At 69.2% G+C, this 26,408-nt stretch carries 25 protein-coding genes and 1 pseudogene; 5 read left to right on the plus strand and 21 right to left on the minus strand.

The window, feature by feature from the left end; all coding sequences use genetic code 11:
* Positions 1-12: 12 nt before the first annotated feature.
* The 11 genes from nuoK to OG729_RS16850 all read right to left on the minus strand — a co-directional run bounded on the left by nuoK (position 13) and on the right by OG729_RS16850 (position 11,052).
* Positions 13-312, minus strand: coding sequence for an NADH-quinone oxidoreductase subunit NuoK (nuoK, locus tag OG729_RS16800; protein WP_405806844.1), 300 nt, complete (start codon positions 310-312; stop codon positions 13-15).
* Positions 309-1,199: an NADH-quinone oxidoreductase subunit J gene (locus OG729_RS16805; protein ID WP_405806846.1), complete on the minus strand. Its 891-nt coding sequence runs from the start codon at positions 1,197-1,199 to the stop codon at positions 309-311. The genes nuoK and OG729_RS16805 overlap by 4 nt, the downstream gene beginning before the upstream one ends.
* Positions 1,196-1,783, minus strand: coding sequence for an NADH-quinone oxidoreductase subunit NuoI (nuoI, locus tag OG729_RS16810; protein ID WP_360874252.1), 588 nt, complete (start codon positions 1,781-1,783; stop codon positions 1,196-1,198). The genes OG729_RS16805 and nuoI overlap by 4 nt, the downstream gene beginning before the upstream one ends.
* Complete coding sequence (gene nuoH / locus OG729_RS16815) at positions 1,776-3,110, minus strand: NADH-quinone oxidoreductase subunit NuoH (RefSeq protein WP_360874490.1); 1,335 nt, start codon at positions 3,108-3,110, stop codon at positions 1,776-1,778. The genes nuoI and nuoH overlap by 8 nt, the downstream gene beginning before the upstream one ends.
* Before the next feature lie 139 nt (positions 3,111-3,249).
* Entirely contained in the window at positions 3,250-5,754 is a 2,505-nt protein-coding gene (locus tag OG729_RS16820) for an NADH-quinone oxidoreductase subunit G (RefSeq protein WP_405806848.1), read from the minus strand.
* 97 nt (positions 5,755-5,851) lie between these two features.
* Complete coding sequence (gene nuoF / locus OG729_RS16825; RefSeq protein ID WP_360874258.1) at positions 5,852-7,228, minus strand: NADH-quinone oxidoreductase subunit NuoF; 1,377 nt, start codon at positions 7,226-7,228, stop codon at positions 5,852-5,854.
* Complete coding sequence (gene nuoE, locus OG729_RS16830) at positions 7,228-8,040, minus strand: NADH-quinone oxidoreductase subunit NuoE (protein WP_360874260.1); 813 nt, start codon at positions 8,038-8,040, stop codon at positions 7,228-7,230. The genes nuoF and nuoE overlap by 1 nt, the downstream gene beginning before the upstream one ends.
* Positions 8,041-8,075: 35 nt before the next feature.
* On the minus strand, positions 8,076-9,398 hold the full coding sequence (locus OG729_RS16835; RefSeq protein WP_405806850.1) for an NADH-quinone oxidoreductase subunit D: 1,323 nt from the start codon (positions 9,396-9,398) through the stop codon (positions 8,076-8,078).
* A complete protein-coding gene (locus OG729_RS16840) occupies positions 9,395-10,123 on the minus strand; it encodes an NADH-quinone oxidoreductase subunit C (protein ID WP_405806852.1) in 729 nt (242 codons plus the stop codon). The genes OG729_RS16835 and OG729_RS16840 overlap by 4 nt, the downstream gene beginning before the upstream one ends.
* Complete coding sequence (locus OG729_RS16845) at positions 10,120-10,674, minus strand: NADH-quinone oxidoreductase subunit B family protein (RefSeq protein ID WP_360874270.1); 555 nt, start codon at positions 10,672-10,674, stop codon at positions 10,120-10,122. Before OG729_RS16845 ends, OG729_RS16840 begins: the two co-directional genes overlap by 4 nt.
* Before the next feature lie 18 nt (positions 10,675-10,692).
* The gene (locus OG729_RS16850; RefSeq protein WP_030494815.1) at positions 10,693-11,052 is read right to left on the minus strand and encodes an NADH-quinone oxidoreductase subunit A; all 360 of its coding nucleotides are present in this window, start codon (positions 11,050-11,052) and stop codon (positions 10,693-10,695) included.
* A gap of 693 nt (positions 11,053-11,745) precedes the next feature.
* Between OG729_RS16850 and OG729_RS16855 the strand changes: the two genes are divergently transcribed.
* Positions 11,746-12,531 (plus strand): C40 family peptidase, encoded by a 786-nt coding sequence (locus OG729_RS16855; RefSeq protein ID WP_360874273.1) that lies wholly within the window; start codon positions 11,746-11,748, stop codon positions 12,529-12,531.
* A 198-nt stretch (positions 12,532-12,729) separates the two neighbouring features.
* On the opposite strand, the gene OG729_RS16860 is transcribed toward OG729_RS16855, so the two are convergent.
* The gene (locus OG729_RS16860; protein ID WP_405806854.1) at positions 12,730-14,016 is read right to left on the minus strand and encodes a geranylgeranyl reductase family protein; all 1,287 of its coding nucleotides are present in this window, start codon (positions 14,014-14,016) and stop codon (positions 12,730-12,732) included.
* Between the two features lie 99 nt (positions 14,017-14,115).
* Here OG729_RS16860 and OG729_RS16865 point away from each other — a divergent pair, with 99 nt between their 5' ends.
* Positions 14,116-14,634, plus strand: coding sequence for a GNAT family N-acetyltransferase (locus tag OG729_RS16865; protein ID WP_360874279.1), 519 nt, complete (start codon positions 14,116-14,118; stop codon positions 14,632-14,634).
* Here the strand turns inward: OG729_RS16865 and OG729_RS16870 are convergent.
* The 8 genes and pseudogenes from OG729_RS16870 to OG729_RS16905 all read right to left on the minus strand — a co-directional run bounded on the left by OG729_RS16870 (position 14,621) and on the right by OG729_RS16905 (position 23,147).
* Complete coding sequence (locus tag OG729_RS16870; protein WP_405811469.1) at positions 14,621-17,047, minus strand: hypothetical protein; 2,427 nt, start codon at positions 17,045-17,047, stop codon at positions 14,621-14,623. The genes OG729_RS16865 and OG729_RS16870 overlap by 14 nt on opposite strands.
* 9 nt (positions 17,048-17,056) lie before the next feature.
* Positions 17,057-17,125: pseudogene (locus OG729_RS16875) on the minus strand (zinc-ribbon domain-containing protein); the annotation flags it as partial.
* Between the two features lie 207 nt (positions 17,126-17,332).
* Positions 17,333-18,244: a glutaminase gene (locus tag OG729_RS16880; RefSeq protein ID WP_405811155.1), complete on the minus strand. Its 912-nt coding sequence runs from the start codon at positions 18,242-18,244 to the stop codon at positions 17,333-17,335.
* 13 nt (positions 18,245-18,257) lie between these two features.
* Positions 18,258-18,953 (minus strand): demethylmenaquinone methyltransferase, encoded by a 696-nt coding sequence (locus tag OG729_RS16885; protein ID WP_405806855.1) that lies wholly within the window; start codon positions 18,951-18,953, stop codon positions 18,258-18,260.
* Positions 18,954-18,979: 26 nt separating this feature from the next.
* The gene (locus OG729_RS16890; RefSeq protein ID WP_405806856.1) at positions 18,980-19,576 is read right to left on the minus strand and encodes a Uma2 family endonuclease; all 597 of its coding nucleotides are present in this window, start codon (positions 19,574-19,576) and stop codon (positions 18,980-18,982) included.
* A gap of 93 nt (positions 19,577-19,669) precedes the next feature.
* On the minus strand, positions 19,670-20,245 hold the full coding sequence (locus tag OG729_RS16895; protein WP_405806858.1) for a hypothetical protein: 576 nt from the start codon (positions 20,243-20,245) through the stop codon (positions 19,670-19,672).
* 7 nt (positions 20,246-20,252) lie between these two features.
* Positions 20,253-21,452, minus strand: a complete 1,200-nt coding sequence (gene mqnC / locus OG729_RS16900; protein WP_360874293.1) for a cyclic dehypoxanthinyl futalosine synthase — start codon at positions 21,450-21,452, stop codon at positions 20,253-20,255.
* A gap of 102 nt (positions 21,453-21,554) precedes the next feature.
* Complete coding sequence (locus OG729_RS16905) at positions 21,555-23,147, minus strand: serine/threonine-protein kinase (RefSeq protein ID WP_405806860.1); 1,593 nt, start codon at positions 23,145-23,147, stop codon at positions 21,555-21,557.
* A gap of 186 nt (positions 23,148-23,333) precedes the next feature.
* Here OG729_RS16905 and OG729_RS16910 point away from each other — a divergent pair, with 186 nt between their 5' ends.
* The gene (locus OG729_RS16910) at positions 23,334-24,380 is read left to right on the plus strand and encodes an alpha/beta hydrolase (protein WP_405806861.1); all 1,047 of its coding nucleotides are present in this window, start codon (positions 23,334-23,336) and stop codon (positions 24,378-24,380) included.
* A 75-nt stretch (positions 24,381-24,455) separates the two neighbouring features.
* Here OG729_RS16910 and OG729_RS16915 read toward each other — a convergent pair whose 3' ends face one another.
* Positions 24,456-25,334, minus strand: a complete 879-nt coding sequence (locus OG729_RS16915; protein ID WP_405806863.1) for a menaquinone biosynthetic enzyme MqnA/MqnD family protein — start codon at positions 25,332-25,334, stop codon at positions 24,456-24,458.
* A gap of 293 nt (positions 25,335-25,627) precedes the next feature.
* Here OG729_RS16915 and OG729_RS16920 point away from each other — a divergent pair, with 293 nt between their 5' ends.
* Together OG729_RS16920 and OG729_RS16925 are read left to right on the plus strand one after the other, a co-directional pair.
* On the plus strand, positions 25,628-25,831 hold the full coding sequence (locus OG729_RS16920; protein ID WP_003967102.1) for a cold-shock protein: 204 nt from the start codon (positions 25,628-25,630) through the stop codon (positions 25,829-25,831).
* 158 nt (positions 25,832-25,989) lie between these two features.
* A complete protein-coding gene (locus OG729_RS16925; protein WP_360874304.1) occupies positions 25,990-26,391 on the plus strand; it encodes a DUF1992 domain-containing protein in 402 nt (133 codons plus the stop codon).
* The last annotated feature ends 17 nt before the right edge of the window (positions 26,392-26,408 follow it).

Consider the following 26,408-nt stretch of genomic DNA (forward strand, 5'->3'; position numbering starts at 1 on the left):
TTCAGCGACCCCTTACAGCTTCATCAGGCTGGCGTCGTCGACCGAGGCCGAGTGGCGGGTGCGGAAAATTGACACGATGATCGCGAGCCCGACCACGACCTCGGCGGCGGCGACGACCATCGTGAAGAAGGCGATGATCTGACCGTCGAGATTGCCGTGCATCCGGGAGAACGCGACGAACGCGAGATTGCAGGCGTTCAGCATCAGTTCGACGCACATGAAGAGCACGATCGCGTTGCGCCGGATGAGCACCCCGGCCGCGCCGATGGTGAACAACAGGGCTGAGAGATAGAGGTAGTTGACCGGATTCACCGTGTGGCCTCCTCTTCGTCCCGGTCCCGCTCTTCGTCCGGGTCCCGTCCGAGCAGCCGCTCCTCCGCGCGCTGCTCCAGCGCCTTGAGGTCGTTCAGCGCTTCGCTCGGCACCTCGCGGACCTGTCCGCGATCCCGCAGCGTCTTGCTGACGGTGAGCTGGGACGGCGTGCCGTCGGGCAGCAGCCCGGCCATGTCCACGGCGTTGTGCCGGGCAAAGACGCCGGGCGCGGGAAGCGGAGTCGGCAGGCGCCAGCCGTAGGCGGCCAGCGACGGGTGCTCGGGCTCGGGGGCGCTTGCCGCCCGTACGCGCAGCTCGGCCAGCTCGCGCTGGGTCTTGGCGCGTTCGGTCCGCTCCCGGTGGGTGAGCACCATCGCGCCGACGGCTGCCGTGATCAGCAGCGCGCCGGTGATCTCGAAGGCGAAGACGTACTTGGTGAAGATCAGTTGGGCCAGGCCCTCGACGTTTCCGCCATGCGCGCTGTTGGCCGCGGCGAGGCCGTTGAAGTGCTTCAGCGAGGCGTTGCCGATTCCGGCGATCAGCAGCACACCGAAGCCGAGACCACAGGCCGCGGCGAGCCAGCGCTGGCCCTTCAGCGTCTCCTTGAGCGAGTCGGCGGCGGTGACACCGACCAGCATGACGACGAAGAGGAACAGCATCATGATGGCGCCGGTGTAGACGATGATCTGGACGACACCGAGGAAGTACGCACCGTTGGCGAGGTAGAAGACCGCGAGGACGATCATGGTCCCGGCGAGAGCGAGCGCGCTGTGCACGGCCCGCTTCATCAGGATCGTGCCGAGCGCTCCCAGCACCGCGACAATGCCGAGCACCCAGAACTGAACGGCTTCGCCGGTCGAAGTGACAGTGGCCGCGAGGGCGTTCATGCGTCCACCTCCTCGCCCTTCTCCCCCTTGGAGGCGGCGACCTGCTGGACCGTGCCGGGCGCGGCCTCGGTGACCAGGCCCCGGTAGTAGTCCTGCTCGTCCATCCCCGGGTAGATCGCGTGGGGCGAGTCGACCATGCCCTCTTCCAGGCCCGCGAGGAGCTGTTCCTTCGTATAGATCAGGTTCTCGCGGGAGCTGTCGGCCAGTTCGAACTCGTTCGTCATCGTCAGCGCCCGCGTCGGACAGGCCTCGATGCACAGCCCGCACAGAATGCAGCGGGCGTAGTTGATCTGGTAGACCCGGCCGTAGCGCTCGCCCGGGGAGTACCGCTCCTCCTCGGTGTTGTCCGCGCCCTCCACATAGATCGCGTCCGCCGGACAGGCCCAAGCGCACAGCTCGCACCCGACGCACTTCTCGAGCCCGTCCGGATGCCGGTTGAGCTGGTGCCGGCCGTGGAAGCGCGGCGCCGTGACCTTCTGCTGCTCCGGGTACTGCTCGGTCAGCCGCTTCTTGAACATGGCCTTGAAGGTCACGCCGAAGCCGGCAACCGGATTCTGGAACTTGCTTTCGGATCCCTCAGACATCGTCAGCCTCCTTTCCGTTACTCGGGCCGTCACTCGTAGTGTCCGGGCCACCACTGACAATCAACGCGCGCTCGTGGCGCGGTCGTCGGCGCGGCACGGGCGGCAGGGTCTGTCCGGGCAGCGGCGGTACGGGGAATCCGCCCGCCATCGGGTCGAAGGCTGCGGGCTCCGGTTCGGCGGCCTCGGCTTCCTTCTCCTTCTTGCCTCGGAAGATGTCGGCCACGAAGGAGAGCAGCAGCAGCGCGATCACGGCGCCGCCGACGTAGAGCACGATCTGCTGGAAGTCGTAGTTCTCGTTCCGCAGCGCTCGTACGGTCGCCACCAGCATCAGCCAGACCACCGATACCGGGATCAGCACCTTCCAGCCGAGCTTCATCAGCTGGTCGTAGCGGACTCGGGGCAGCGTGCCGCGCAGCCAGATGAAGAAGAACAGCAGCAGCTGGACCTTGATGACGAACCAGAGCATCGGCCACCAGCCGTGGTTCGCGCCCTCCCAGAAGCTGGAGACGGGGTACGGGGCGCGCCAGCCGCCGAGGAACAGAGTGACCGAGACCGCGGAGACGGTGACCATGTTGACGTACTCGGCCAGCATGAACATCGCGAACTTGATCGAGCTGTACTCGGTGTTGAAGCCGCCGACGAGGTCGCCCTCGGACTCCGGCATGTCGAAGGGGGCGCGGTTGGTCTCGCCCACCATCGTGATGACGTAGATGATGAAGGAGACCGGCAGCAGGATGATGTACCAGCGGTCCGCCTGCGCCTCGACGATCGCCGAGGTCGACATCGATCCGGAGTAGAGGAAGACGGAGGCGAAGGCGGCGCCCATCGCGATCTCGTAGGAGATCATCTGCGCGCAGGAGCGGAGTCCGCCGAGCAGGGGGTACGTCGATCCGGACGACCAGCCGGCGAGCACGATGCCGTAGATGCCGATGGAGGCGACGGCGAGGATGTAGAGCATCGCGATCGGCAGGTCGGTGAGCTGCATGCTGGTGCGGTGGCCGAAGATCGAGACCTCGTTGCCGGCCGGCCCGAACGGGATCACGGCGATCGCCATGAAGGCGGGGACGGCGGCGACGATGGGCGCGAGGACATAGACGACCTTGTCCGCGCGCTTGACGATCAGGTCTTCCTTGAGCATCAGCTTGATGCCGTCCGCGAGGGACTGGAGCATGCCCCAGGGGCCGTGCCGGTTGGGGCCGATGCGCAGCTGCATCCAGGCGACGACCTTGCGCTCCCAGACGATGGAGAAGAGCACGGTGATCATCAGGAAGGCGAAGCAGAACACGGCCTTGATGACGACGAGCCACCAGGGGTCGCGCCCGAACATGGAGAGATCCTCGGCGGCGAGGACGCTCCGCTGGGCTTCGGCGATATGAGCGAGGGTGGTCACGCTCGCACCTCCGTTGCGGGGAGGGCCGGGCCCGGGGCCGGCCGGGATACCGCCGCGCGGCGGTCGGTGATGGCGGTCACGACTGAACCTCCGCGTCCGTGGCGGCCTGCGATGCGGCCGGGCCGATGCGGACCAGCTGTCCGGGGGCGACGCCGGTGTCCGAGGTGACGCCGCCGCCGACGGAGTTCAGCGGCAGCCACACCACCCGGTCCGGCATCTCGGTGACCTGGAGCGGGAGTTCGACCGAGCCCGCCGGTCCCGTGACGGCCAGGACGTCGCCGTCCTTCACTCCGGTCTCCGCCGCCGTCGCCGCGGAGAGCCGGGCGAGGGTGGCATGGCGGGTGCCCGCCAGTGCCTCGTCGCCCTGCTGGAGCAGGCCCAGGTCGAGCAGCAGCCGGTGGCCGGCCAGGACCGCCTCGCCCTCGCCCGGGCGGGGCAGCGGCTGCGCCGACTCCAGCGGCTCGCTCGCCCGCGGACCGTCCCAGGTACCCAGCCGGTCCATCTCCCTGCGTACGGCCGTCAGGTCCGGCAGCCCGAAGCTGACGTCGAGCGCGTCCGCGAGCATGTGCAGCACCCGCGCATCGGTCGGCGCCACGGTGCGCGTCATCTGCTGGGGCTTCAGCGCGGCCTCGAACGGCCGCGCCCTGCCCTCCCAGTTGAGGAACGTGCCAGGCTTCTCGGCGACCGCCGCGACCGGGAAAACCACGTCCGCCCGCTCGGTGACCTCGCTCGGCCGCAGCTCCAGGGAGACCAGGAAGCCGACCGCGTCGAGTGCTTCACGCGCGCGTGCCGGGTCGGGCAGGTCCGCGACCTCGACGCCCGCCACCAGCAGCGCGCCCAGCTCGCCGGTCGCGGCGGCCTCGACGATCTGGCCGGTGTCGCGGCCGTAGTGGTGCGGGAGTTCGCGTACGCGCCAGGCCGCCGCCGTCTCCTCGCGGGCCCGCGGGTCGGTGGCGGGGCGGCCGCCGGGCAGCAGCGAGGGGATCGCGCCCGCCTCGATCGCACCGCGTTCGCCCGCCCGGCGCGGGATCCACACCAGCTGCGCGCCGGTCGCAGTCGCGGCCCGCACGGCGGCGGTGAGCCCGCCGGGCACGCCCGCGAGCCGCTCGCCGACGACGATCACCGCGCCCTCGGCGCGCAGCGCCTCGGCCGCCTTCGCGCCATCGTCTTCCAGACCGGTGCCGGCCGCCAGCGCGTCCAGCCACTGGGTCTCGGTGCCGGGGGCGGCGGGCAGCAGCGTGCCGCCCGCCTTCGTCAGGCCGCGGGTGGCGTGCGTGGCCAGCGCGAAGGTGCGCAGCCCGTGCTTGCGGTTGGCCTTGCGCAGCCGCAGGAAGACTCCGGGAGCCTCCTCCTCCGACTCGAACCCGGCGAGCAGCACCGCCGGGGCGTTCTCCAGCAAGGTGTAGGTGACGCCCGCGCCGTCGAGGTCACGCCCGCGGCCCGCCACCCTGGCGGCCAGGAAGTCGGCCTCCTCGGACGAATGCACCCGCGCGCGGAAGTCGACGTCGTTGGTGTCGAGGGCGACCCGGGCGAACTTGGCGTACGCGTACGAGTCCTCGACGGTGAGCCGGCCGCCCACCAGGACTCCGGCCCGGCCGCGGGCCGCGCGCAGCCCGTCGGCCGCCGCCTCCAGCGCCTCGGGCCAGCTCGCCGGTTCGAGGACGCCTTCGGAGTTGCGTACGAGCGGAGTGGTCAGCCGGTCGGGCTGCTGCGCGTAGCGGAAGCCGAAGCGCCCCTTGTCGCAGATCCACTCCTCGTTGACCTCGGGGTCATTGGACGCGAGCCGCCGCATGACCTTGCCGCGCCGGTGGTCGGTGCGGGTCGCGCAGCCGCCGGAGCAGTGCTCGCACACGCTGTGCGACGAGACCAGGTCGAAGGGGCGGGCGCGGAATCGGTACGCCGCCGAGGTCAGCGCCCCCACCGGGCAGATCTGGATCGTGTTGCCGGAGAAGTACGACTCGAAGGGGTCGCCCTCGCCAGTGCCGACCTGCTGCAGCGCGCCGCGCTCGACCAGCTCGATCATCGGGTCGCCCGCGATCTGGTTGGAGAAGCGGGTGCAGCGCGCGCACAGCACGCAGCGCTCACGGTCGAGCAGCACCTGTGTGGAGATCGGCACGGGCTTCTCGTAGGTGCGCTTCTGGCCGTCGAAGCGGGTGTCGACGTCGCCGTGGGACATCGCCTGGTTCTGCAGCGGGCACTCGCCGCCCTTGTCGCAGACCGGACAGTCCAGCGGATGGTTGATCAGCAGCAGCTCCATCACGCCCTTCTGCGCCTTCTCGGCGACAGGAGAGGTGAGCTGCGACTTGACGACCATGCCGTCGGTGCAGGTGATGGTGCAGGAGGCCATCGGCTTGCGCTGGCCCTCGACCTCGACGATGCACTGCCGACAGGCGCCGGCCGGGTCGAGGAGAGGGTGGTCGCAAAAGCGCGGAATCTCGATGCCGAGCAGCTCGGCGGCCCGGATGACCAGGGTGCCCTTGGGCACGCTGATCTCGATGCCGTCGATGGTCAGCGAGACGAGATCCTCCGGCGGTACCGCCGCGCCTGCGCCTCCGGCGGGGGAAGGCGTGGTGACGGTCATGACTGCACCTCCGAGCGATGCGTGTCGAAGTGGGGTGCGGGGCCCGCGGAGCGGCCTGCGGCGAAGCCGCGGCCCGGGCTCGGCGCATGCGCCACCGTCATGCGTTCACCTCCAGGTGCTTGTCGGCCCAGGCGGTCGACCGTGCGGGGTCGAAGGGGCAGCCGTTGCCGGTCATGTGCTGCTCGTACTCCTCGCGGAAGTACTTGAGCGAGGAGAAGATCGGGGACGCCGCTCCGTCGCCCAGCGCGCAGAACGACTTGCCGTTGATGTTGTCGGCGATGTCGTTCAGCTTGTCGAGATCGGACATGACGCCCCGGCCGGCCTCGATGTCGCGCAGCAACTGCACCAGCCAGTACGTGCCTTCGCGGCAGGGCGTGCACTTGCCGCAGGACTCGTGGGCGTAGAACTCGGTCCACCGCGTGACGGCCCGCACCACACAGGTCGTCTCGTCGAAGCACTGCAGCGCCTTGGTGCCGAGCATCGAACCGGCCGCGCCCACGCCCTCGTAGTCCAGCGGGACGTCGAGGTGCTCGTCGGTGAACATCGGGGTCGAAGAGCCGCCCGGCGTCCAGAACTTGAGCCGGTGCCCGGCGCGCATACCGCCGCTCATGTCGAGCAGCTGGCGCAGTGTGATGCCGAGCGGGGCCTCGTACTGGCCGGGGTTGGTGACATGGCCGCTGAGCGAGTAGAGCGTGAAGCCCGGGGACTTCTCGCTGCCCATCGACTTGAACCAGTCCTTGCCGCGGTTGAGGATCGCGGGAACCGAGGCGATGGACTCGACGTTGTTCACCACAGTGGGGCACGCGTAGAGACCGGCGACCGCGGGGAAGGGGGGACGCAGCCGGGGCTGACCGCGACGTCCCTCCAGTGAGTCCAGCAGCGCGGTCTCCTCGCCGCAGATGTACGCGCCCGCGCCCGCGTGCACGGTGAGCTCGAGGTCGAGTCCGCTGCCGAGAATGTTCTTGCCGAGGAAGCCCGCTTCGTACGCCTCACGCACTGCTTCATGCAGCCGCCGCAGTACGGGCACGACTTCACCGCGCAGATAGATGAACGCGTGATTGGAACGGATCGCATAGCAGGCGATCACGATCCCCTCGATGAGGGAATGCGGGTTGGCGAACAGGAGCGGGATGTCCTTGCAGGTCCCGGGCTCCGACTCGTCGGCGTTGACAACCAGATAGTGCGGCTTTCCATCTCCCTGCGGAATGAACTGCCACTTCATTCCGGTGGGGAAGCCCGCGCCGCCGCGGCCGCGCAGACCGGAGTCCTTGACGTAGGCGATGAGGTCGTCCGGCGACATGGCAAGCGCCTTGCGCAGCCCCTCGTACCCCTGGTGCCGCCGGTAGGTGTCCAGCGTCCAGGACTCCTCCTCGTCCCAGAAGGCCGACAGGACGGGCGCGAGAAGCTTCTCGGGACTCGTCTCTCCCCCGGCGTCCGGCCCGGAGGTGCCCCCGTATTCAGTGGACAAGGTCATCACTCCCCCTCCTCGGCTGCGGGTCCGGCCGGGTGGTCCGGGTCGGAGTCCGATGTCTGCTGCGGTGCGTCATGGGAACTGAGGTGCTCGGAGCCGGGTTGCGGCGCGTCCTGCCGGGCCTCGCTGCGCGGGGAGACGATCCTGGCCGCCGAGGTCTCGCCCTTGGCCAGGCGCAGACCGATCAGCGAGGCGGGGCCCGCGCCGCCGCTCGCCTCGACCGCGCCCGGGCGTTCGTCGGGGAAGCCCGCGAGCATCCGCGCGGTCTCCTTGTACGTGCACAGCGGGGCGCCGCGGGTCGGCTCGACCTGGCGTCCCGCGCGCAGGTCGTCGACGAGCTGCCGTGCGGACTCGGGCGTCTGGTTGTCGAAGAACTCCCAGTTGACCATCACCACGGGAGCGAAGTCGCAGGCCGCGTTGCACTCGATGTGTTCGAGGGTGACCTTGCCGTCCTCGGTCGTCTCGTTGTTGCCGACGCCCAAGTGCTCCTTGAGCTCCTCGAAGATCGCGTCGCCGCCCATCACCGCGCACAGTGTGTTGGTACAGACCCCGACCTGGTAGTCGCCGGACGGCTTGCGCCGGTACATCGAGTAGAAGGTGGACACCGCGGTGACCTCGGCGGTGGTCAACTCCAGCATCTCGGCGCAGAACCGGACCCCGGTGCGGGTCACATACCCCTCCTCCGCCTGCACCAGGTGCAGCAGCGGCAGCAGGGCGGACCGGCTGTCGGGGTAGCGGGAGATGATCTCCTTCGCGTCCGCTTCCAGCCTGGCGCGCACATCGGCCGGGTATTCGGGGGCGGGGAGCTGGGGCATCCCCAGCTGCACCTCTTGATTCGGCGACTGGGCCGTCATCGGTCGACGCCTCCCATCACGGGGTCGATGGACGCGACGGCGACGATGACGTCGGCGACCTGGCCGCCTTCGCACATCGCCGCCATGGCCTGCAGATTGGTGAACGACGGATCGCGGAAGTGGACCCGGTAGGGGCGGGTGCCGCCGTCGCTGACGACATGGACACCCAGCTCGCCCTTGGGCGACTCGACCGCCGCGTACGCCTGCCCGGCCGGGACCCGGAAGCCCTCGGTCACGAGCTTGAAGTGGTGGATCAGGGCCTCCATGGAGGTGCCCATGATCTTCTTGATGTGGTCGAGCGAGTTGCCGAGCCCGTCCGGGCCGAGCGCGAGCTGCGCGGGCCAGGCGATCTTCTTGTCGGCGACCATGACCGGTCCCGGCTCAAGGCGGTCCAGGCACTGCTCGACGATGCGCAGCGACTGCCGCATCTCTTCCAGGCGGATGAGGAAGCGACCGTAGGCGTCGCAGGTGTCGGCGGTCGGGACGTCGAAGTCGTACGTCTCGTAGCCACAGTAGGGGTCGGTCTTGCGCAGATCGTGGGGGAGGCCGGCGGAGCGCAGGATCGGCCCGGTCGCACCCAGTGCCATGCAGCCGGCCAGATCGAGATGGCCGACGTCCTGCATACGGGCCTTGAAGATGGGGTTGCCGGTGGCGAGCTTGTCGTACTCCGGCAGGTTCTTGGTCATCTTCTTGACGAACTCGCGCACCGCGTCGACCGCGCCCGGGGGCAGATCCTGGGCGAGTCCGCCGGGCCGGATGAAGGCGTGGTTCATCCGCAGGCCGGTGATCAGCTCATAGAGGTCCAGGATCATTTCGCGGTCCCGGAACCCGTAGATCATGATCGTGGTGGCGCCGAGCTCCATGCCGCCGGTGGCGATGGCCACCAGATGGGACGAGAGCCGGTTGAGCTCCATCAGCATGACGCGGACGATGCTCGCCCGGTCCGGGATCTGGTGGGTGATGCCGAGCAGCTTCTCCACGCCCAGGCAGTACGCCGTCTCGTTGTAGAACGAGGTGAGGTAATCCATGCGCGTGACGAAGGTGGTGCCCTGCGTCCAGGTCCGGTACTCGAGGTTCTTCTCGATGCCGGTGTGCAGATAGCCGATGCCGCAGCGGGCCTCGGTGACGGTCTCACCGTCGATCTCCAGGATCAGCCGGAGCACGCCGTGCGTGGAGGGGTGCTGCGGGCCCATGTTGACGACGATCCGCTCGTCGTCGGCCTTGGCCGCGGTCCGGACGACCTCGTCCCAGTCGCCGCCGGTGACCGTGTATACGGTCCCCTCGGTGGTCTCGCGTGCGCTTGCAGATGGGGTGGTCACGAGTACGACCTCCGCTGGTCCGGAGCCGGGATCTGGGCGCCCTTGTACTCGACGGCGATGCCGCCGAGCGGATAGTCCTTGCGCTGCGGGAAGCCCTGCCAGTCGTCCGGCATCATGATCCGGGTGAGGGCGGGGTGGCCGTCGAAGACGAGCCCGAAGAAGTCGTACGTCTCGCGTTCGTGCCAGTCGTTGGTCGGATAGACCGTGACCAGGGACGGGATGTGCGGGTCGCTGTCCGGGGCGGAGACCTCGAGACGGATCAGCCGCCGGTGAGTGAGCGAGCGCAGGTGGTAGACGGCGTGCAGCTCACGGCCCTTGTCCTCCAGGTAGTGCACGCCACAGACGCCGGTACAGAGCTCGAAGCGGAGCGCCGGGTCGTCGCGCAGGGTGCGGGCCACCTGGAGGAGGTGCTCGCGGGCGACGTGGAAGGTGAGCTCGCCGCGGTCGACGACCGTCTTCGCGATGGCGTTCTCGGGGACGAGTCCCTGTTCTTCCAGCGCGCCCTCGAGCTCGTCGGCCACCTCGTCGAAATATCCGCCGTAGGGGCGGGTTGCCGGGCCCGGCAGGCGTACGGAGCGCACAAGCCCTCCGTAGCCGGACGTATCCCCTCCGTTGGCGGCGCCGAACATGCCGCGCTGGACGCGGATCTCCTCGCCGCCCTCACCGCGCTGCCCCGGCAGATTCTGCTCGCTGAGTTCCTTCTCGGGGTTCGGCTGGTCCGTCATCGCAGCAGCCCCTTCATCTCGATCGTGGGGAGCGCCTTCAGGGCCGCTTCCTCCGCCTCGCGGGCCGCCTCCTCCGCGTTCACGCCGAGCTTGGAGGTCTGGATCTTCTGGTGAAGCTTGAGAATCGCGTCGATCAGCATCTCCGGACGCGGCGGGCAGCCTGGCAAATAGATATCGACGGGCACAATGTGATCAACGCCCTGCACAATCGCGTAATTGTTGAACATTCCACCCGATGAGGCACAAACACCCATGGAGATCACCCACTTGGGGTTGGGCATCTGGTCGTAGACCTGCCGCAGGACGGGCGCCATCTTCTGGCTCACCCGGCCGGCGACGATCATCAGGTCGGCCTGGCGCGGCGAGCCGCGGAAGACCTCCATGCCGAAGCGGGCCAGGTCGTAGCGGCCGGCGCCGGTCGTCATCATTTCGATGGCGCAGCAGGCCAGACCGAAGGTCGCCGGGAAGACGGATGACTTGCGCACCCAGCCCGCGGCCTGTTCGACGGTGGTCAGCAGGAAACCGCTCGGCAGCTTCTCTTCGATTCCCATGTGGTGCCCCTCAGCCCCTCAGTCCCATTCCAGGCCGCCGCGCCGCCATACATACGCGTAGGCAACGAAGACGGTGAGCACGAAGAGCAGCATCTCCACGAGCCCGAAAAGCCCCAGGGCGTCGAAGGTGACCGCCCAGGGGTAGAGGAAGACGATCTCGATGTCGAAGACGATGAAGAGCATCGCCGTCAGGTAGTACTTGATGGGAAAGCGGCCGCCTCCGGCGGGCGTCGGAGTCGGCTCAATGCCGCACTCGTACGCCTCCAGTTTCGCCCTGTTGTACCGCTTTGGGCCGATAAGCGTGGCCATGACCACGGAGAAGATCGCAAACCCTGCCCCGAGGGCGCCGAGCACAAGGATGGGCGCGTAAGCATTCACCCTCCTCGCTCCTTCCAGTCGTCCTTGACCGTTGGACCGCACCGGGCATTCCGCCTCGCCGCCTCGCGAAGATCGTGCACATGTGAGGCAGTTCACAAGCCCGACTGCTCCGCATCCTATGCCTGCCGGTCTGTGATCTGCGACACGGGGTACGACAACGCCTTTGTGATCTCCACCACCCGGCGAACGATCATGAAGTCGGATGAGCGGTGATCTTCATACGCGAAGCGCCCGAGTAATCACCAGACGTGACATCTGGACCCGTTACCGCTGGTCGGAGGGTCGGCGCTCTATCAAGGAGTGGCCCGTACAGGCAAATTGGAGATGGACCGCAACGGGTGATAGTGGACGCCGCGTCACCCGGTCGGGTTGCAGGGGCAGATGAAGGTGGACACGTGCCTGCGTTCACGAACTCTCGAGCGGCCGGACGTTCACCATTCTGTGACCTGCGCCACTCGCTCCGAGTCGCAATAAAAGCGGGCTTGGCCAACGGAGTGAAGGGATGGTAAGTGCCAGGCAATTCGGACCTTTTACGGAAAGCCCTTGATCACGGCCGTGATCATGCATGCCCGTTTTGCCCGTTACGGCGTCAATAAGGGCCGGAGCAGAGCGGATTCAGAGGTTCCGGTAGTAACTGTGGCGCAACACACGTTTCTTGAAGGGAACCGTGTGCCCCTGATAGCGGTTGTACTCATGTCCCACACCGCTCACATACCCAGCCACCGGAAGCCCCGCCGCAGCAGCTCGAAGCTGGCGCTGCGAGCCGGAGTTGCCGGTGGCGTCCTCAGCACCATCGCGGTGGCCGCCGCCACGGGGTCGGCGAACGCCGAGCCGGTGACCGAGACCATTGAGATGCCCACGCTCACCTCCGACCTCTCGGCCGCCGTCGCGCAGTCCGCCGAGGCCACGCAGCAGGTCGCACTCGACCTCGAGCTGCAGGCCCGCGAGGACGCCGCGGCTGCCAAGGCCGCGAAGACCGCGAAGGTGGCCAAGGCCGAGGCGGACCGCAAGGCAGAGGCCAAGAAGAAGGCCGAGGCGAAGAAGCGCGCCGAGGCCGAGGCCACGGAGCGCGCCTCCCGCTCCTCCGAGCGCACCACGCTCTCCGCCCCCACCTCGAACGCCACGGGCTCCGCAGCGACCGTTGTCGCCTTCCTCAAGGCGCAGCTCGGCGACGCGTACATCAGCGGCGGCACCGGACCCAACTCGTGGGACTGCTCCGGCCTCGTCCAGGCCGCGTTCAAGACGGTCGGCGTCGACCTGCCGCGTGTCTCGCAGGACCAGTCGGTGGCCGGCACCCAGGTGGGCACCAGCAACCTCCAGGTCGGCGACATCCTCTACTGGGGCGGCGCCGGCAGCGCGTACCACGTCGGTGTCTACATCGGCGACGGCAAGTACCTCGACGCGGCCAACCCCGGCAAGGGCGTCGTCATCCAGGATCTGTCGGGCTACCCGGCGAGCGGTGCGGTCCGGGTCCTCTGACCGCCCCACGCCCTGACGGGCACGCTTGAAGGCCAGACTTCGAAGGGCCGCGGCTCCCCCGCTCGGGGGTGGAGCCGCGGCCCTTCGTCCGTTCACAGGGCCCGGTCAGCCCCTTCGTATCGCCGCAAGGCCCGTCACGCCCGCACCGTACGCCGCCGCGCGAAGCGGCGGCGCGTCGTCATGAACGCGGGGCCGTCGTCATGAACGCGGGGCCACCTTGCTCAGCCCGTTGATGATGCGGTCCATCGCGTCGCCGCCCGTCGGGTCGGTCAGGTTGGCCAGCATCTTCAGCGTGAACTTCATCAGTACGGGATGCGTCAGACCGCGCTGCGTCGCGATCTTCATGACCTTCGGGTTGCCGATGAGCTTCACGAAGGCGCGGCCGAGCGTGTAGTAGCCGCCGTAGGTGTCCTTGAGGACCTTGGGGTAGCGGTGGAGGGCCAGTTCGCGCTGGGCCGGGGTCTGCCGGGCGTGTGCCTGGACGATCACGTCGGCGGCGATCTGCCCGGACTCCATGGCGTACGCGATGCCCTCGCCGTTGAACGGGTTGACCAGACCGCCCGCATCGCCGACCAGCAGCAGGCCCTTGGAGTAGTGGGGCTGGCGGTTGAAGGCCATCGGGAGCGCGGCGCCACGGATCGGGCCCGTCATGTTCTCCTCGGTGTAGCCCCAGTCCTCCGGCATCGAGGCGCACCAGGCCTTCAGCACCTCGCGCCAGTCCAGCTCCTTGAAGGAGGCGGAGGTGTTGAGCACGCCGAGGCCGACGTTGGAGGTGCCGTCGCCCATGCCGAAGATCCAGCCGTAGCCGGGCAGCAGCCGGTCCTCGCCCGGGCCGCGCCGGTCCCACAGCTCCAGCCAGGACTCCAGATAGTCGTCGTCGTGCCGGGGCGAGGTGAAGTACGTCCGTACCGCCACGCCCATCGGGCGGTCCTCACGCCGGTGCAGGCCCATGGCGAGGGAGATCCGGGAGGAGTTGCCGTCGGCGGCGACGACGAGCGGGGCGCGGAAGGTGACCTCACGCTTGTCCTCGCCCAGCTTGGCGTGCACGCCGGTAATACGGCCGGTGCGGTCGTCGATGACCGGCGCGCCCACATTGCAGCGCTCGTACAGCCGCGCGCCCGCCTTCTGCGCCTGCCGGGCCAGCTGCTCGTCGAAGTCGTCGCGCTTGCGGACGAGTCCGTAGTCCGGGTAACTGGCGAGATCCGGCCAGTCCAGCTGGAGCCGCACACCGCCGCCGATGATCCGCAGGCCCTTGTTCCGCAGCCAGCCGGCCTCTTCGGAGATGTCGATGCCCATCGCGACCAGCTGCTTGGTGGCACGCGGGGTGAGGCCGTCGCCGCAGACCTTCTCGCGCGGGAAGGCGGTCTTCTCCAGGAGCAGCACGTCAAGTCCGGCCTTGGCCAGGTAGTACGCAGTCGTGGAGCCGGCCGGGCCTGCCCCGACGACGATCACATCGGCGGTGTTTTCGGAGAGGGGCTCGGTCACGGCGGGTTCTCCCGAAGACTCGATATTGCGTACCGAATGGCACAGGACATGTGCAGTCTATGGGTGCGAACTGATCCACAAACTGAAGGGTTCCCCCCTATGAGCAGGCCGCTCCCCGCCGTACAGCTGCGTGTGCCCACCGACGAGGACGCCCTGGCCTGGCACCGGATCTTCGCCGACCCGGAGGTCATGGAGTTCCACGGCGGCACGTCGGCCGAGCTGTCGGTCTACGAGGAGCTGACCGCGCGGCAGCGCAGACACGACGCCGAACGCGGCTTCTGCCTGTGGACGATGCTGGACGAGGACGGTGAGGTCATCGGCTTCACCGGGGCGCAGCCCTGGCCGCACGAGAGCTTCGGCCCGCGCGGCGAGATCGAGATCGGCTGGCGGCTGGCGCGGTCCGCGTGGGGGAAGGGGTACGCGACGGCCGCCGCCCGCACCACGCTGGAGCGGGTGCGGGCGGCAGGGGTGGAGCGGGTGGTGGCGATGGTGGACGCCCTCAACGAGCGCTCCATCGCGGTGACCCGGCGGCTGGGGATGGAGCTCGCGGAGACGTTCACAACGCCTCAGTCCCAGCGGAAGGGGTACTGCTTCCGCCTGGAGCTCAGCTCACTCTGAACGTGTTGAGCGCGGTCGAGAACACCACGTCCTTGCTGGCGTCCCAGAGTTCGGCGCGGCCGGCGGCGAGGATCGCGTACTCCGTGCCGTCCGCGGCGACGAACGCCTGGTCGATGACATGCCGCTTGAGGGTGCCCTCGTCCGGCTCGGGGATGTGGGTGAACTCCCAGAGCGCGCCCGGCCGGCCCTGATAGGTGTTCTGGATCAGCTGACTGCGCTCGTACCTGGTCTTCGGGGTCTGCAGGTGCTTCTGCTCCAGGCCGAGGAAGTTCTCGTACGAGGACGTCGGCGTGTTCTTGACGATGCCGATCTGGAGGTATTCGCCGCCGGTCGGGGCCTCGTAGAAGATCTGGCTGCCAGTCTGGCGGCGGCTCCAGCCGTCCATGACGCCGACGCTGAACCCGGCGGGGTCCTGCTTCAGCACGAAGCCCGCGGGGAGGGTGCCGGTGCCCGTCGGCTGCGTCGGCGAGGCCGAGGGGGTCGCCGACTGCTGCGAGCTCGGGTCCTGGCTCGGCGGCGGGTCCGTCTTCGGGGACTCGGAGGGCGAGGCGACGGCGGGCTTGTTCTGGTTCTGGTTCTGCGTGTTGCCCGGCTTGTCGTTGCGCTTCTGCATGATCAGCGCGCCGGCCGTCGCTCCCCCTCCGATCAGGAACGCGACGGTGAGCGTGGCGGTCCAGAGGAGGACCTTGCGCTTGCGCTCGGCCGCGGGGGCGGGGGCGGGGGCCACCGGGGCGGCGGCGGCGAGATGGACGGTGTGCGGGTCGTACGCACCGGCCGCGTGGGTCTGGGCGGCGTACGGCGGTACGCCGCCGGCGGAAGCGGCCGGGTCGGTCACGGTAACCGGGGCGGCGGGGGCTGCGGGGGCGACTGGCGTCGCGGGAGCGGCCGAAGCGGCCGGGTCCACCTGCGTGGGCGGAGCCGCAGGAATGGCCGGAGTCCCCGCAGCGCCCGGCACTTCCGAGCCCGCCGGAGCGCCGGGCGTCGCCGGGGCCGTAGGGGCCGCCGGGAATCCCGGGGGCACCAGGGGCTGGGCGCCAGGTGTCGCGTACGGCGCGACCGGCGTGCCCGGGGCGTACGGCGGTACCGCGGGAGCAGCCGTCGGCTGCCCGCCCGTCAGTTTCAGTACGTACGGGCCCAGGAACGTCGCCGCGCCCACCCACAGCAGGCCGAACAGCAGCGCGTCCGGGACACTCGGGGCGAATTCCGTCGTGCCCCGGCCGCCCCAGTCCTCGATCCCGCCCGCGAGGTCGCCGCCGACCCCGCTGACGCCCATGAACAGCAGGATGAGCCCCAGCGAGAAGCCCCCGGCCAGCAGCTGTTCGCGACGGTCGGCCGAGCGGCGAGCCGCCCAGACACCCAGCGTCAGCGCGCAGACCGCGCCGAGCGCCAGCATCCCGGCGACCGCCCCGCCGCCCCACACGTCCTTGATCTCGCCGAGCCCGAAACTGCCGTGCTCCGTGCTGGAGCCGACCATGCTGAACCGCCCCTGGACGGCGAACTCGACCGGCACGCCCCAGCTCAGCCCGAGCACCGCGAACCCGATGTTGGGCAGGATCGGCAGCGCGATGAGCAGGGCCGTGCCGTCCACGTCGTCGGCGTTCGCGTACACGACGAAGCCGACCAGTGAGCAGAGCGCCACCACCGCGCCGAGCGCGCGTACCGACGTACCCAGAGCCCGCACCGCCGACCGGGCCGCGGGCCGCTGCGCCAGCCACGCCGCGAGGTCGTCGCGCTGGAGCACCCCGCAGCTCACCGCGAGCGAGATCCCCAGCGCACCGAGCGCCGCGAGCAGCGGGGACGAGGAGACCTCGACCCCGGCGATCTCGGGCTGCGCGAACAGCCCGAGGACCAGCACCACGCCGGTGACCAGCAACGAGAGCCGTACCGCCGCTTCCAGCCCCGCGCCGCGCGTACGCAGCATCCGCGCGCCGATGCACACCGCGCCGATCCACAGCAGGGTCATCGTCAGTGGTACCAGGGAGAGCGAGGCCCCGCCCTGCGCGATCGCGTCCGAGCTCCCGCCGCCCGAGGTGCCGGGGTAGCCGCCGTCGCCGAAGATCCCGCCGGAGGAACCGGAGCCCGAGTCCGAGCCGAACGGCGAGGAGCCGGCCGTCGCCTTCACCTCGAAGCTGCCGCCGAGCGCCTGCAGCAGCATCGCGAGCGCGATCCGCAGCCGGTCGCTCCAGCCGACGACGACGTCGTCGTCCTGGCCGTACGAGGGGATGGCCAGCGCCACCGCGAGCGCGAGCAGCAGTCCGCTCGGCCAGGCGGCCGCCTTCGCCGAGGACAGCCAGTCGCCGCGGAACACGCGGCCGAAGAAGGCCCCGACGGGCGAGGGCTGTGCGGGCCCCGGCCCATATGCGGGTACGGCCGGCAGCGCCGGTGGTGGCGGGCCCGCGGCAGCGTCGGGCAAGCGCTCGCGCCCGCACTTCATGCAGAAGCGCGCCTCATCCGGGGATGGGTTGCCGCAGTGCGGGCAGTACGAGGCCATGGGGAGACTCCGGGGGACGAGCGGGGACAGGAACAGGGCGGATAAGCAAGCCGTAAACAAAAGTCGTAAACAACTGACTCATCTTGCCCGTCCGCTGGTTCCCGTCAACTCGCAGCTACGCAGCGCCACTTCAGGGTCCCGCCCGGGAGCGGGCCCACGCCCGCGCGGGACTTGGCAGGCCTGTCCGGCCTGATCGGCCGGACAGGCCTAGAAAACGGAAAGGCCGGTCAGCGTCGTGAAGCGGTCCAGCGCCGCGACGCCCGCCACCGAGTTGCCGCGCTCGTCCAGGCCCGGGCTCCAGACGCACAGCGTGCAGCGCCCCGGCACGACCGCCACGACCCCGCCGCCCACGCCGCTCTTGCCCGGCAGTCCGACCCGGTAGGCGAACTCGCCGGCCGCGTCGTACGTACCGCAGGTGAGCATCACCGCATTGATCTGCTTGGCCTCGCTGCGGGTCAGCAGGCGGGAGCCGTCCGCCCGGAGCCCGTGGCGGGCCAGAAAGCGGGCCGCCAGGGTCAGATCCGCGCAGCTCATCTCGATCGAGCACTGCCAGAAGTAGTGGTCGAGGAGCGTGGGAACGGGATTGGCGATATTGCCGTACGAGGCCATGAAGTGGGCCAGCGCGGCATTTCGGTCACCGTAGGTGGATTCGGACTCGGCGACCTCCGCGTCGAAGGCCAGCTCCGGATTGCCGCTCTCCTGCCGCAGGAATTCCAGGAGTTCGCTGCTCGCGTCGCCGGTCAGGGTCTGCAGACAGTCGGTGACGACGAGCGCGCCCGCGTTGATGAAGGGATTTCGCGGAATCCCGTTCTCGTACTCCAACTGCACCAGCGAGTTGAAGGGATTGCCGGAGGGCTCCCGGCCGACACGCTCCCAGAGACTGTCGCCGCCCTGGGCGAGCGCCAGCGCAAGCGTGAAGACCTTGGTGATCGACTGCATCGAGAAGGGGCGCTGCCAGTCCCCGACTCCGTACACCTTGCCGTCCACATCAGCTATGGCCATGCCGAAGCGGTTCGGGTCGACGGAGGCGAGTGCCGGAATGTACGCGGCGGGCGTGCCGCTGCCGATCTGCGGTGCGACGTCCTGAGCGACCTGCTCCAGGACGGCCTGGTAGTCCAGCTGCTCCATGGCCTTACTGGGGCTTGGTGCCGCGGTGCAGTGCCACGATCCCGCCGGACAGATTCCGCCAGGCGACCTTGGTCCAGCCGGCCTGCTGCAGCCGCTTCGCCAGACCGGGCTGGTCGGGCCAGGCGCGGATGGACTCGGCGAGATAGACGTACGCGTCGGGGTTGGACGAGACCGCCCGCGCCACCGGCGGCAGCGCCCGCATCAGGTACTCGGTGTAGACCGTGCGGAACGGCGCCCAGGTCGGCTGCGAGAACTCACAGATCACCACCCGCCCACCCGGCTTGGTCACCCGGTACAGCTCGCGCAGCGCCGCGCCCGTGTCCTGCACATTGCGCAGCCCGAAGGAGATCGTCACGGCGTCGAAGACCCCGTCACGGAAGGGAAGCCGTGTCGCGTCCCCCGCGGTGAGCGGCAGCCACGGGTTGCGCTTCTTGCCCTCGCGCAGCATGCCGAGCGAGAAGTCGCAGGGCACGACGTACGCGCCGGCGGCGGTGAACGGCAGCGAGGACGTGCCGGTGCCCGCGGCCAGATCCAGGATCTTCTCAGCCGGGCGCGCGTCCACAGCCTTGGCGACCTCCTTGCGCCACCGCCGGTCCTGACCGAGGGAGAGCACATCATTGGTGAGGTCGTAGTTCGCCGCCACGTCGTCGAACATGGAGGCGACTTCGTGCGGCTGCTTGTCCAGGGTTGCTCGGGTCACGGCTCCATTGTGCCCGTCGGGAGCAGTCAGAGGTCGAGCAGGGCCTGAAGGTCGAACTCCACGGGGAAGGGCAGCTCGGTGATGAACCGGTCGCGGTGTGCCTGGGGCGGGGCATACGAGCGCGTCTCGGTGTCGAGCCGGTACTCGTACAGCCCGAGACGACCGTCCCGCTCCCGTTCGATGCGCCAGTAGGTGGGCACGAGGGCATCGGAGAAAAGTGCGGGCTTCGTGAAGCGGTCATCGGTTCTGGACCCTGGTGAGACCACCTCGACCACCAGGGCGAGCTTCTGAACCGGCACGCATTCCAGGTCGAACAGCTCAAGGCCTGTGGGGTCGAAGACGATCACATCCGGCTTCGGCCTCGTGTACTCGTCGTACATCACGCACTGCTCGGTGACCACCCGGTAGGGCTTTGTCCGTGCCTGCTTCAGATGGTCCGCGACCTCGTCGCGCACAATGTTGTGCCAGTACTTCGTCTGTCCCCGAACCACGACCACTCCGTCCACGAGCACCCAGTCGAAGGGCAGATCAAGATCCTTCACCTGGTCGAACGTCCAGCCCTCGGCGGGCGGGTACATCCAGTTCTCCTCGGTGGCCCGCTCGAATCGTCGGGTTGTAGCCATGACTGCTCCCATGGACGCGAGTGTGGACGCACGTACGGAGCGCGGTCCTGGTTACGACGGTACCGTCACCAGAAGTGATGGACGGCCGCCGCGCTATTGACGCCGGAACACCAGGCGTCCGTCGAGGGCGGTCACCAGGCAGCGCCCGTCATCCGCAAAAACCGCGAAGTCGGCGACGCCTGACGGGATCAGGACCCTGGGCCGGAGCTCCGGGGGAGCTTGCGGGTAGTACCGGATGCCGGAGCGCTCGACGGCCGCGCGGACCGCAGGGCGGGTGAAGGGACCCGCGAGCACGGTGGTCCCGGCCGCCAGCAGTCGCTGCACCCCGCGCCGGGCGCTCGCGCCCCACCGGGTGTCGGTCATCCCGAGCGCACCGAGAGCGTCCCCGGTGAGCGGTTCGGTGCCCAGTTCGTGGGCCTCCCGCGGATCGGGCCAGTACATGGACTCCAACAGGGCGACCGCGTCCGGTTCGTACCGCCCGGGGGTGAGGATCCCGTCCCACTCCCGGACCCTGGCCCGGTCTCCGTACGCCGCGAACAGCTCCTCGTACGGCCCGATCGCGGCGAACCGCGCGCCCTCGACGACAACGGCATGCCCGAGGTCGGTCTCCGCGGCGCGCGGATGGTCGGCAACGAGCCGCACTCCGCGCACCCGGTGAAGTGTCAGCATCGAGGCCTCAGTTGGAGGCGAGCAGCTTCAGCTCGGGATGCGCCGTGCCGCCCGCGATCGCCGTCGACGAGATGTGCGAGGCCACGCGCTCGTCGACCGGGTCGTCCGCCGGGTCTTCGTGCACCACGATGTGCTCGTACGTCGTCGTCCGCTGGGCCGGCACCCGGTCCGCCTTGCGGATCATGTCGATCATCTCGATCAGGTTGGAGCGGTGCTTCGCACCGGCCGACGAGACGACGTTCTCCTCCAGCATGATCGAGCCCAGGTCGTCCGCCCCGTAGTGCAGCGTCAGCTGGCCGATCTCCTTGCCCGTGGTCAGCCACGAGCCCTGGATGTGTGCGATGTTGTCGAAGAAGAGCCGGGCGATCGCGATCATGCGCAGGTACTCGAAGAGGGTGGCCTGCGTCTGGCCCTTGAGGTGGTTGTTCTCGGGCTGGTACGTGTACGGGATGAAGGCCCGGAAGCCGCCCGTCCGGTCCTGCACGTCGCGGATCATCCGCAGATGCTCGATCCGCTCGGCATTGGTCTCGCCGGTGCCCATCAGCATCGTGGACGTCGACTCGACGCCCAGCCCGTGCGCGGTCTCCATGATCTCCAGCCACCGCTCGCCGGATTCCTTGAGCGGGGCGATGGCCTTGCGCGGCCGCTCGGGCAGCAACTCGGCGCCGGCGCCCGCGAAGGAGTCGAGACCGGCGGCGTGAATGCGCGAGATCGCCTCCTCGACGGACACCTTGGAGATCCGGGCCATGTGCTCGACCTCGGACGCGCCGAGGGAGTGGATGACGAGCTGCGGATACGCCTTCTTGATCGCGGCGAAGTGCTCCTCGTAGTACTCGACGCCGTAGTCCGGGTGGTGCCCGCCCTGGAACATGATCTGGGTGCCGCCCAGCTCGACGGTCTCGGCGCAGCGCCGCAGGATGTCGTCGAGGTCGCGGGTCCAGCCCTTGGCGGTGTCCTTCGGCGGGGCGTAGAAGGCGCAGAACTTGCAGGCCGTGACGCACACATTGGTGTAGTTGATGTTGCGCTCGATGATGTACGTCGCGATGTGTTCGGTCCCCGCGTAACGCCGCCGCCGCACGGCGTCCGCCGCCGCGCCGAGCGCGTGCAGCGGCGCGTCGCGGTACAGATCCAGCGCCTCTTCGGGCGTGATCCGCCCACCCTCGGCAGCACGGTCCAGCACGGACTGAAGGTCGGCCTTCTCGGTCACCGGGCGTCACCTTTCGGCGGTTTTTCAGAGCATCTGCGGGCCGGTCCAGCCTACGCCAGCCGCTGCTACGGCCTGCGAGCCGGTCACGACCTGCGGGCCCGATCAGTCCGCCCGGTCAAGGAGCGCACGCGGGTTGCCTGCCCGCGGTTCCTCGGAGGTGTACTCGAGCCGGGCCCCGGTGAGCTTCAGCTTCACCGAGTGCGTGCCCGGCGTGCAGTGGTTGCCCTCCTTGCCGCTGGACGTGCCGTCGGCGACAAGCTGCGTCGCGGTCGCGCTGCGCAGCACGAGTCTGTCCTCGCAGGCGAAGTTCCCAAAAGCGTCGAACTGGGTGACGGTGCCCACCTTTGCGCCCGCCTTACCGGGGCCGACGACGACCGAGAAGGTCCCGGCCGCGATCTTGCTGCCGGCGAACTCGACGTCGAAGGGGCCCTTCCAGGTGCCGACGAAGGCCTTGGGCACCTCGTTGAGCACCGTGCTTTCAGCCGCCGGCGGGCGCGCCGCCACGTCGCCCCCCTCGCCGCCCGAGCCGTGCGACGGCCACAGGTCGAGCAGGAAGCCGGCGCCGATCGTGACCGCGGCAAGTGCGGCCGCGATGGTCAGGGTCACGGTGCAGCTCACCTTCCGGCGGCCGCGGCCCGGCGGCTGTTCCGCGGGCCGCTCCGGTGTATGCGGCCGCACGTCCGTATGCGGCCGCGCGTCCCGCGGCGGTTCCACCGGTTCGACGGGCGGGCCGAAGGTGCCTATCGCCGGACTGCTGAAGGCGACCGGGCCCGAGACGGCGTCCGCGATCGGCGCGTCCGAGGGCTCCAGGTCCAGCAGCCTGACCGCCGACCGGCTGACCTCTTCGACCAGCGGGCCCGGCAGCCAGCCGGAGCCGGCCAGCGCGGCCGCGCCGCCGGGAGCCAGTCTCTCGGCGATCTGCGCGGGCGCGGGCCGCGCCGCCGGATCCTTCGCCAGGCAGTGCGCGACCAGCTCCCGCAGATCGCCCTCCAGGGAACCCAGTTCGGGTTCCTCGTGCACCACCTTGTAGAGCAGCGCCGCCGATGAGTCGCCCGGGAAGGGGGCCTCGCCCGTCGCCGCGTACGCAAGCACCGCGCCCATCGAGAAGATGTCCGCCGCGCCCGTGATGCCCTTGCCGAGGATCTGCTCCGGCGACATATAGCCGGGCGAGCCGACCGAGACCCCGGTGGAGGTGAGCGAGGCCGTGCCGTCGGTGGCCCGGGCGATCCCGAAGTCGATCAGCCGCGGGCCGTCCAGCGTGAGCATCACATTGGACGGCTTGACATCCCGGTGCACCAGATCGAGGCCGTGCACGGCCGCCAGCGCCTCCGCGAGGCCCGCGCCCAGCACCCGTACCGAATGCGCGGGCAGCGGACCGTGCCCGGCGACCGCCTGGGACAGCGCGGGACCGGCGACATACCCGGTGGCCACCCACGGCACCGTCGCCTCGGGGTCCGCGTCGAGCACCGGCGCCGTCCACTGGCCGCCGACCCGCCGCGCCGCCGCCACCTCGCGCCGGAACCGCGCCCGGAACTCCTCGTCCAGCGCGAAATGCGGATGGACGACCTTCACCGCGACCGTACGGCCCCCGGCGCTGCGCCCGAGATAGACGCGGCCCATCCCGCCCGCACCCAGCCTGCCGAGCAGTCGGTACGCACCGATGCTCTGCGGCTCGCCCGGATCCAGCGGCTGCATCTGCACTCCCCCGATTGCCTTACCTGCTACGGCGATTGTCCTACCTGCTGCGGCGCTTCAGCCTAGGGGCGTCGTGTCCGGCATCACGAGGATTCCTGGCGCCGCGGAGCCAACCTAACCGGGCCCGGCGCCATCTCTCTGGGCGTAAATCACACCGGTCGTCCGAAAACACCGCTCGGAGTCCCCATGAAACGCCTGCCCAAGGCCCTCATAGCCGCCGTCGCCCTCGGCTCTGTCGCGCTCGTCGCGGGTTGCTCGGACGAGGGCGATCCGGTCTCCTTCGACGGCCCCACCGCGCAGGCCCCCGCCGGGCAGCAAGGCGGATCCGGGGGCCGCAAGGGCAACAACGCGGCCTCGGAGGCCGCGGACAAGACCCTGTTGCCGACCGGCCCCAAGGCGTCCTTCACCACCCAGAACAGCCTCGACGACGGCACCAAGATCGGCGTCACCACGCTGGACGGCAAGAAGTCCGGCTTCCGGGGCAAGGTCTGGGTCTGGGCCCCGAAGGAGTACTTCGATCCCACGTACGCGAACAGCGGCTTCCCCGTCCTGATCGCCCTCCCCGGCGGCAACGGCTACCCCAAGAACTACTGGATGGGCACCGACCTCAAGCTGCAGAGCAGCATCAGCAAGTGGTCGAAGGAGGGCAAGAGCCTGCCGTTCATCGTGGTCATGCCGGTGCTGAACCCGGATGCCAAGTACTACTACGACGGCAGCGACATCCCGGGGCAGCCCAAGATGGGCACCTGGATGACCGAGGACGTCCCCGACTTCGTGAGGGCCAACTTCCGCACCTTCAAGTCCCGCGACGGCTGGGCCTTCATGGGCTCCTCGTCCGGTGCGTTCGTGGGCCTCAAGTCCGTGCTGCAGCACCCGGACAAGTTCAAGGCCGTGATCGCCTCGGGCCCGGACACCGTCCCGGACTCGCCGCTCTGGGCCGGCCACGAGACCCAGCGCCAGGCCAACAACCCGGAGAAGCTCGCCAAGGCGCTGTCCGCCAAGCCCGACACCAAGGACAACGACGTCTATCTGGCCTTCCAGATCGGCACCAAGGAGTCGGGGGTGAAGCGCGTCAAGAGCTTCATCCGCGACTACGGCAAGGGGCCGGTCAAGACCCGCCTCCAGCTCATCCGGGACGGCGAGCACAACGCCAAGACCTATGTGAAGGGCATGGAGGACGGATCCATCCAGTGGATCAGCGAGCACATGCAGGCCCCCATACCTTCGTCCTAGCCGTCACAGGGGCCGGGGCGCCACCGGCCGCCACGTCGCCGGCGGCCGCGCCCCCGCTGTCGCTACCGGCTGTCGCTACCGGCCGCCGAGCAGCTCGACCGCCACGTCCGCGGGAAACCCCGTCGTGGGACCGGTCCGCCGCGCGAACTCCCGTACGCCGGCGAGCTGCTCGGGGCCGAAGCGGAAATCCAGCGTGCGGAAGTAGCGCTCCAGGAGCTGCGCGTCGAAGGCCTCCCAGCGCGCGGCCTGCTCGGCGACCTTGACGACCTCCTGGAGCGAGAGGTCACGCGAGGCGAGGAATGCCTCGTGCACCTCCCGTACGACCGCCGGCTCGCGCGCCAGATACTCCTTGCGCGCAGCCCACACCGCGAAGACGAAGGGCAGCCCGGTCCACTCCTTCCACATCAGCCCAAGATCGTGGACCGTGAGACCGAGCCGGGGCGCATCGTGCAGCGAGGCGCGCAGCGCGGCATCCCCGATCAGCACGGCCGCCTCCGCCTCCTGCATCATCAGGCCGAGATCGGGCGGGCACGTGTAGTAGTCCGGCGTCACCTTGTACTGCTCGGCCAGCAGCAGCTGGGCCAGCCGTACGGACGTACGCGAGGTGGAGCCGAGCGCGACCCGCGCCCCGTCCAGGTGCTCCAGCGGCACCTGGGAGACGATCACGCAGGACATCACGGGACCGTCGCAGCCGACCGCGAGATCGGGGAAGGCGACGAGCTGGCCGGCATTGCGCAGGAATTCGACAAGAGTGATCGGCGCGATGTCGAGTTCGCCGCGCACCAGCCGCTCGCTGAGCTTTTCCGGGGTGTCCTTGGTCAGCTCGAGATCGAGGAGAGTTCCGGTACGCGCCAGCCCCCAGTAGAGGGGCATGCAGTTCAGGAACTGGATGTGTCCGACACGGGGCCGGACACGAGGGTGGTCGGTTGCTGGGCCTTCTCCAAGACTGTGCACATCGTGAGGCTAGACCTGTGGCGTACTGCGGGCGGCGCCGGGCGGTGTGCACCCCCTCCGAGCTGCGGTTCATCGGCGATTCGTCAGCAGAAACAAGATCGCTTCAAACGTCCGGGTGACGTGATCTTTCCCTCTACCGCTGCGCCCACGCTGCGTGCTAGGCTCAACGCAAGTTGCAGTTTGGTTTCCCTTGCAGTACAGAGCCTGCGGAGCATGTAACCCGCAGGCTTTTGTAGTTTTCAGACTTCTTGCAGGTTCTGGAGCAGGGCAACCCTTTGGCCCAAGGAGGGCTTATGGCTACCGGAACCGTCAAGTGGTTCAACGCTGAAAAGGGCTTCGGCTTCATCGCCCAGGACGGCGGCGGCCCGGATGTCTTCGTCCACTACTCCGCGATCAACGCGTCTGGTTTCCGCTCTCTCGAGGAGAACCAGGTCGTGAACTTCGACGTCACTCAGGGCCCGAAGGGCCCGCAGGCGGAGAACGTCACCCCGGCCTAGTCAGCCAGGGTCGGCGATCGCGCACGACTTAGCAGTACCAAGGAGCCCCGTCCCCTGTGGAACGGGGCTCCTGCCTTTTCGGCGGTACCGCTCCGCGAGGGCCCTGCGCCGGCCTCGTACCCGCCTACGATGGAACGACGAAACGGGAGGAGCGGACCGTGACCGAACGCAAGCCCCCTGGTGTCAGCTTCGAATCGTGGGTCGACAAGCAGATCCGGGACGCTTCGGAGCGCGGGGACTTCAAGGATCTGCCGGGCTTCGGAAAGCCCCTGCCCGACGACACGGCCCCGTACGACGAATTGTGGTGGGTCAAGGGCAAGATGCACCGCGAGGGCGTCTCGGTCCTGCCTCCCGCGCTCGCCCTGCGCAAGGAGGCCGAGGACGCGCGGGAGTCGGTCGACCGGGCCGTCACAGAGTCCCAGGTGCGCCGCATCCTCACCGACGTCAACGAGAAGATCGAGGCGGCGATCCGCCGCCCGCCGCCGGGTCCGCCGCTGGGCATCATGCCCTTCGACATCGACGCGGTCGTACGGGAGTGGCGCGCCGCCCGCGCCGACTAGGCCCCGTCCGGTCGATC

This window comes from Streptomyces sp. NBC_00210 (assembly GCF_045160975.1).
In the GTDB taxonomy this organism is placed as follows: Bacteria; Actinomycetota; Actinomycetes; order Streptomycetales; family Streptomycetaceae; genus Streptomyces.

Bases quoted from the DNA above. Each gene is read 5' to 3' on its own strand.
- OG729_RS16805 (WP_405806846.1), bottom strand. From the start codon at position 1,199: ATGAACGCCCTCGCGGCCACTGTCACTTCGACCGGCGAAGCCGTTCAG.
- nuoI (WP_360874252.1), bottom strand. From the start codon at position 1,783: ATGTCTGAGGGATCCGAAAGCAAGTTCCAGAATCCGGTTGCCGGCTTC.
- nuoH (WP_360874490.1), bottom strand. From the start codon at position 3,110: ATGTTCGGGCGCGACCCCTGGTGGCTCGTCGTCATCAAGGCCGTGTTC.
- OG729_RS16820 (WP_405806848.1), bottom strand. From the start codon at position 5,754: ATGACCGTCACCACGCCTTCCCCCGCCGGAGGCGCAGGCGCGGCGGTA.
- nuoF (WP_360874258.1), bottom strand. From the start codon at position 7,228: ATGACCTTGTCCACTGAATACGGGGGCACCTCCGGGCCGGACGCCGGG.
- nuoE (WP_360874260.1), bottom strand. From the start codon at position 8,040: ATGCCCCAGCTCCCCGCCCCCGAATACCCGGCCGATGTGCGCGCCAGG.
- OG729_RS16840 (WP_405806852.1), bottom strand. From the start codon at position 10,123: ATGACGGACCAGCCGAACCCCGAGAAGGAACTCAGCGAGCAGAATCTG.
- OG729_RS16845 (WP_360874270.1), bottom strand. From the start codon at position 10,674: ATGGGAATCGAAGAGAAGCTGCCGAGCGGTTTCCTGCTGACCACCGTC.
- OG729_RS16855 (WP_360874273.1), top strand. From the start codon at position 11,746: ATGTCCCACACCGCTCACATACCCAGCCACCGGAAGCCCCGCCGCAGC.
- OG729_RS16865 (WP_360874279.1), top strand. From the start codon at position 14,116: ATGAGCAGGCCGCTCCCCGCCGTACAGCTGCGTGTGCCCACCGACGAG.
- OG729_RS16890 (WP_405806856.1), bottom strand. From the start codon at position 19,576: ATGGCTACAACCCGACGATTCGAGCGGGCCACCGAGGAGAACTGGATG.
- OG729_RS16895 (WP_405806858.1), bottom strand. From the start codon at position 20,245: ATGCTGACACTTCACCGGGTGCGCGGAGTGCGGCTCGTTGCCGACCAT.
- OG729_RS16905 (WP_405806860.1), bottom strand. From the start codon at position 23,147: ATGCAGCCGCTGGATCCGGGCGAGCCGCAGAGCATCGGTGCGTACCGA.
- OG729_RS16910 (WP_405806861.1), top strand. From the start codon at position 23,334: ATGAAACGCCTGCCCAAGGCCCTCATAGCCGCCGTCGCCCTCGGCTCT.
- OG729_RS16920 (WP_003967102.1), top strand. From the start codon at position 25,628: ATGGCTACCGGAACCGTCAAGTGGTTCAACGCTGAAAAGGGCTTCGGC.